Here is a 6,237-nt window from a genome sequence, read left to right as displayed (position 1 = left end):
TGATCTCACGCACAGGCACGGTGCGCGAGGCCAGCGCCTCTTTCGGGCCAACGATCACCCGTCGCGTATCGGGGTCGAGCTTTACCACATAGAGAGGATCGGCAAGCCCGCCGATCCCCAGCCCGCGCCGTTGGCCGATTGTGTAGTGGATCACACCCCGATGCTCGGCCAGAACATTGCCCTCCATATCGACGATCTCGCCTGGATCGGCCGCCCCTGGCCGCAATTTCTCGATGACACTGGCATAGTTGCCATTTGGCACGAAACAGATGTCCTGGCTGTCGGGTTTGTCCGCCACAGACAGCCCGTATTTCGCCGCCAGAGCCCGTGTCTCGGCCTTGGACGCGAGATGGCCAAGCGGAAAGCGCAGATAGGCAAGTTGTTCGGGAGTTGTCGAGAAGAGGAAATAGCTCTGATCGCGGTTCGGATCGGCGGCCGAATGCAATTCCGGACCGTCCGGCCCCATCTTGCGCTGGATATAATGCCCCGTCGCCATGCAATCGGCGTCCAGATCCTTCGCCGTCGCCAGCAGATCCTTGAACTTCACCCGTTCATTGCAGCGGATGCAGGGCACCGGGGTCGCACCTGCCAGATAGGCATCGGCAAACTCGTCGATCACGGCCTCGCGGAACATGTTCTCGTAATCGAGCACGTAATGCGGAAAGCCCATCGCCTCGGCCACGCGGCGCGCGTCATGGATGTCCTGCCCGGCGCAGCAGGCGCCCTTCTTCGCCAGAGCGGCCCCATGGTCGTAAAGCTGCAGGGTCACGCCCACGACGTCATACCCTTCCTCGGCCAGCATCGCGGCGACCACGGAGGAATCCACGCCACCCGACATTGCCACCACAACCCGCGTGTCTGCGGGGGATTTGGCAAAGCCAAGCGAGTTCAGGGGCAGGTTTTCATCAAGCGCCATGGGACCTCCGGAAGATGCAAAGGAATATAGGAAAATCCTACATACTCACAAGGTGTGGTTTCACGGCTCCTTAAGGCTAACGGCGCAGGTTTTTCCCCGGGTGAAGACAAAGGGGTAGACCATGTTTCTGAAAAAGATCGACGGGCCACGTGCCATTACATTGCCGGACGGGACAATCCTGACCCGTGCGGACCTGCCGCCTGCCACCACGCGACGTTGGGTCGCCAGCCGCAAGGCCAAGGTGGTCAAGGCCGTCGCTTACGGGCTTTTACCGCTGAAAGAGGCGCTTGAACGCTATGCGCTGTCCGAAGAGGAGTTCGAGATCTGGCGATCGGCGATCGAACGTCATGGCGAAAAGGGCTTGAAGGTCACCGCAATCCAGAAATACCGTCAACCTTAGATTGTTTCGCTCCTCTGAGCGCACTGGTAACTTGCGGTTAACCATTCTGGGACAAGGTCAGGGTAATTACGGGATTAACGCGGAGTACGCCTTATGAGAATTCTGTTGGTTGAGGACGATGCCACGACGTCCCGCAGTATCGAGTTGATGCTGACCCATGCCAATCTGAACGTCTATTGCACCGATCTGGGTGAGGAAGGCATCGATCTGGCGAAGCTCTACGATTACGATCTGATCCTGCTGGACCTGAACCTGCCCGACATGAACGGGCATGAGGTTCTGCGCCAGCTCCGTATGTCCAAGATCGACACGCCGATCCTGATCCTGACCGGGGCCGACGATACCGAAAACAAGATCCGCAGCTTCGGCTTTGGTGCTGACGACTACCTGACCAAGCCCTTCCACCGCGAGGAGCTGGTCGCCCGTATCCATGCGATCATCCGCAGGTCCAAGGGCCATGCCCAGTCGATCATCAAGACCGGCATGATCGACGTGAACCTCGATGCGAAGACGGTAGAGGTCAAGGGCACACCGGTGCATCTGACCGGCAAGGAATACCAGATGCTGGAGCTTTTGTCGCTGCGCAAGGGCACGACGCTGACCAAGGAAATGTTCCTCAATCACCTTTATGGCGGCATGGATGAGCCCGAGTTGAAGATCATTGACGTCTTCATCTGCAAGCTCCGCAAGAAATTGGCCGAAGCCACCGGCGGTGAGAACTATATCGAAACGGTCTGGGGGCGGGGCTATGTGCTGCGCGAACCCAACCCGAATGAGACCAGCCGCAAACTGGCGGTCGGCGCCTGACATCACTCACGGAATCACAGGCAAGACACCAAAGCGTTCAGGGTTTATGTTGAGAAATTAACTATCAGATTTCGAACGAAAAAGGTTCGAAATCTGTTTCAGGACAAACCCGAAACGCTATAAGACTGGACCTCTCCGGACGCTCCCCCTAACACTGTCGGGGACGGCTTCGGGGAGGTTTTTCATGTCGGGCAAAGGGCAGGGGCCGGAACCGGCTGGAGCGGACAACGGTGCACCGGTTGAGACATTGACGGAAGACGTGGCGGCGGTGGAGTGGCAACGCATCGCGGCCGAGGTGGCGCGCGCGAACCGCGCCTATCATACCGAGGATGCGCCTGAGTTTTCCGATGCGGCCTATGATGCGCTGAAACGGCGCTTGCAAGAGATCGAGGCGCGCTTTCCTGACCTCGCGACTGCCGCCAGCCCGACGCAACAGGTCGGTGCAGCCCCGTCCGAAACCTTTGCCAAGGTGCGCCATTCGATCCGGATGCTGAGCCTCGGCAATGCGTTTGCGCCCGAGGATGTCGAGGATTTCGATGACCGCATCCGACGCTATCTCAACCTGAGCCCTGAAGCGCCGCTGACCTACACGGCCGAACCCAAGATCGACGGGCTCTCGCTGTCCTTGCGCTATGAACAGGGCATTCTCGTTCAGGCCGCCACGCGCGGTGATGGCGAGACGGGCGAGAATGTCACAGAAAACGCCCGCACTATCACCGATATTCCAGTAACGCTGACCGGCGCGCCGGATGTGCTGGAGGTGCGCGGTGAGGTCTATATGAGCCACGCCGATTTCGCCGCCCTGAACGAACGGCAGACGGAAACCGGCGGCAAGACCTTTGCCAATCCCCGCAATGCCGCCGCAGGCTCTCTTCGGCAACTCGATGCAAAGATCACCGCCTCGCGGCCCCTGCGCTTTTTTGCCTATAGCTGGGGGGAATTGTCCGAGGCCCTGGCCGGGACCCAGATGGCGGCGGTCGGTCGGCTGAAGGCATTCGGGTTCCAGACCAATCCGCTGACGCAGGAATGTGACGGGCCGAAGGCCCTGATGCAGGTCTATGCCGGGATCGAACAGACGCGCGCGACCTTGGGTTATGACATCGACGGCGTGGTCTACAAGGTCAACGACCTTGGCCTGCAACAACGGCTCGGCTTCCGCTCCACCACACCGCGTTGGGCGATTGCGCATAAATTCCCGGCGGAACTTGCCTGGACCCGGCTTGAAAAGATCGAAATTCAGGTGGGCCGTACCGGGGCGCTGTCGCCCGTCGCCCGGCTGACGCCGGTCACGGTCGGGGGCGTCGTCGTCTCGAACGCCACCCTGCACAATGAGGATTACATCGCCGGCCGCGATTCCAAGGGCAACACGATCCGCGAAGGCAAGGACATCCGGACGGGCGACTGGGTGCAGGTCTACCGCGCGGGCGATGTGATCCCGAAAGTGGCGGATGTCGACCTGACGAAACGGCCGGACGGGGCCGCGCCCTACCAATTTCCGGACACATGCCCCGAATGCGGTTCGGACGCGGTACGGGAAGAGGGCGACGCGGTCCGCCGGTGCACCGGTGGCCTCATCTGTCCGGCGCAGGCTGTTGAGAAGCTTAAACATTTCGTCTCGCGCGGGGCCTTCGACATTGAAGGTCTGGGAGCCAAACAGATCGAGATGTTCCATGCGGATGAGGTGCTGCCGATCCGGGAACCAGCCGATATTTTCACGCTGGCAGCCCGCGACGGGGCCAATCTGACGAAGCTGAAAAACCGTGACGGCTTCGGTGACAAGTCTGTCAGAAATCTCTTTCAGGCGATTGACGAAAAACGGAAAATCCCACTCAACCGTTTGATCTTCGCGCTTGGTATCCGCCATGTCGGCGACAGTTCCGCCAATCTCATCGCCCGCCACTACGGCAACTGGGCAGCCTTCGAGACAGCGATGACGGCGGCCACGGTGGGTGAGGGGCCGGAATGGGGCGATCTGCTGGCCGTCGACGGCGTCGGCGCGGTTATGGCGGCCTCGCTCGTCAATGCGTTCCATCATGAGGCCGAGCGCGCCTCGATCGACCGGTTGGTGGCAGAGCTTGACGTGCAAGCGGTAGAACAGCCGAAAACCGAAGGCAGTCCGGTTGCGGGCAAGACTGTGGTCTTCACCGGCAGCCTGGAAAAGATGACGCGGGCCGAGGCGAAAGTGCAGGCTGAGGCGTTGGGGGCCAAGGTCTCGGGCTCGGTCTCGGCCAAGACCGATCTGGTGGTCGCGGGGCCGGGGGCAGGGTCGAAGGCCAAGCAGGCCGAGGCCTTGGGCATCGAGATGATCGACGAAGATGCCTGGCTGAGGCTGATCGGCGCATGAGCCGACCCGCCGTCCTCTTCCCGCTATTCGCGGAGCTGGAGACGCTGGAGGGCGTCGGGCCGAAGACGGCGAAACATTTCGCGCAACTGGGCATCGAACGCCCGCGCGATCTGTTGTTAACTTTGCCTTACGCGGTGATCGACCGGCGCCCGCGCCAGACGATAAAGGGCATGGCCCTGCCTGCGACGGCCACGGTCGAGGTTGAGGTTGGCGCCCATGTGCCCCCCCGCCGCAGGGGCGGCCCGGCGCGCGTCTTTGTGCGCGATGCCGAGACCGAGTTTCAGCTGGTTTTCTTTCACGCCAAGGGCGACTGGCTGCAAAAGCAGCTTCCAACCGGGCAAAGGCGGCTGATTTCGGGCAAGATGGAGCTGTTTGACGGAATGGCGCAGATGCCGCATCCCGACCATATCCTGCGCCCCGATGAGGCAGGGGAATTGCCCGAATTTGAGCCGGTCTATCCCCTAACCGCCGGGGTGACACAGCGCGCGGTCCAGAAGGCGACGCTGTCGGCGCTGGCGCGGGTGCCGGACCTTGAGGACTGGATCGATCCGGGGCTCAAGGCACGCGAGAAATGGGCGGGCTGGGCCGATGCGGTGCGTGCCGCCCATGCCCCGGAAACCCTGACCGATATCACCGCCGAAGCGCCCGCGCGCCAGCGTCTGGCTTATGATGAGCTGTTCGCGCATCAGTTGACCCTGGCACTCGCCCGCATGTCGATGCGGCGCGGCAAGGGGCGGGCAAGTGCCGGGACGGGGGCCTTGCAGGCCAAGGTTCTGGCGGCCTTGCCCTATTCCCCGACCGGCGCCCAGACCCGCGCGATTGCCGAGATTGCCGCCGATTTGGCTTCGGACAAACGGATGAGCCGGTTGTTGCAGGGCGATGTCGGGTCGGGCAAGACGCTCGTGGCCTTGATGGCGCTGTTGATCGCGGTCGAGTCTGGCGGGCAGGGGGTGATGATGGCCCCCACCGAAATCCTCGCGCGCCAGCATCTGGAAGGGCTGCGGCCGCTCGCTGAAGATGCGGGCGTGGTGCTGGAGATCCTCACGGGCCGCGACAAGGGCGCGGAGCGTGCGGCCAAGCTAAAGGCGCTGGCGGCGGGCGATATCCATATCCTTGTCGGCACCCATGCGGTCTTTCAGAAGGATGTCGCCTTCCACGACCTGCGGCTGGCCGTGGTCGATGAACAGCACCGTTTCGGGGTGGCGCAACGGATGGAGCTTGGCGCAAAGGGGGCCCTGGCCGATGTGCTGGTCATGACGGCGACGCCGATCCCGCGCTCGCTCAGCCTTGCGCAATACGGCGACATGGATGTCTCGGTGCTGGACGAAAAGCCCGCGGGGCGGAAGCCGGTGAAGACGGCGCTGATCTCGGCCGGGCGCTATGATTAGGTAGTCGGGCATCTCAGGCAGGCAGTGGCCGAGGGACGGCAGGCTTATTGGGTCTGCCCCCTGGTCGATGAAAGCGAGCTGGTTGACCTGACGGCGGCCGAAGAACGGTTCAAGGCGCTCCGCGCGACATTGGGTGAGGGCGTGGTTGGCCTTGTTCATGGCCAGATGCCGCCCGCCGAAAAGGATGCCGCGATGGCGGGTTTCGTTGCGGGGCGGACCAAGGTTCTGGTCGCGACGACGGTGATTGAGGTGGGGGTCAATGTGCCCAAAGCCTCGATCATGGTGATTGAACGGGCCGAGTTCTTCGGGTTGGCTCAGTTGCACCAATTGCGTGGCCGGGTCGGGCGGGGCGCTGCGGAATCGACCTGCCTTCTGATGTATC

4 protein-coding genes and 1 pseudogene are annotated in these 6,237 nt (G+C 62.1%); 4 read left to right on the top strand and 1 reads right to left on the bottom strand.

Annotation, left to right across the window (positions count from 1 at the left end; genetic code table 11):
• Positions 1-916 (bottom strand): tRNA 2-thiouridine(34) synthase MnmA (mnmA, locus tag WBB85_RS04415; protein ID WP_432637414.1); only part of this gene is annotated, 916 nt, incomplete at its 3' end.
• A 121-nt stretch (positions 917-1,037) separates the two neighbouring features.
• Between mnmA and WBB85_RS04410 the strand changes: the two genes are divergently transcribed.
• The 4 genes and pseudogenes from WBB85_RS04410 to recG form a co-directional block, all read left to right on the top strand.
• Positions 1,038-1,316 carry a DUF1153 domain-containing protein gene (locus WBB85_RS04410; protein WP_432637413.1) on the top strand — a complete coding sequence of 93 codons (279 nt, stop codon included), beginning with the start codon at positions 1,038-1,040 and terminating at the stop codon, positions 1,314-1,316.
• Between the two features lie 93 nt (positions 1,317-1,409).
• Entirely contained in the window at positions 1,410-2,123 is a 714-nt protein-coding gene (ctrA, locus tag WBB85_RS04405) for a response regulator transcription factor CtrA (protein WP_432637412.1), read from the top strand.
• A gap of 184 nt (positions 2,124-2,307) precedes the next feature.
• Positions 2,308-4,467: an NAD-dependent DNA ligase LigA gene (gene ligA / locus WBB85_RS04400; protein ID WP_432637411.1), complete on the top strand. Its 2,160-nt coding sequence runs from the start codon at positions 2,308-2,310 to the stop codon at positions 4,465-4,467.
• A pseudogene (gene recG / locus WBB85_RS04395) lies at positions 4,464-6,237 on the top strand (ATP-dependent DNA helicase RecG); the annotation flags it as partial. The gene ligA and the pseudogene recG, both read left to right, overlap by 4 nt.

This window comes from Albidovulum sp., assembly GCF_049646345.1.
Taxonomy (GTDB): Bacteria; Pseudomonadota; Alphaproteobacteria; order Rhodobacterales; family Rhodobacteraceae; genus Albidovulum.
Note: the sequence above shows the minus strand (reverse complement) of the source record. Positions and strands in the feature narration are given on the sequence as shown.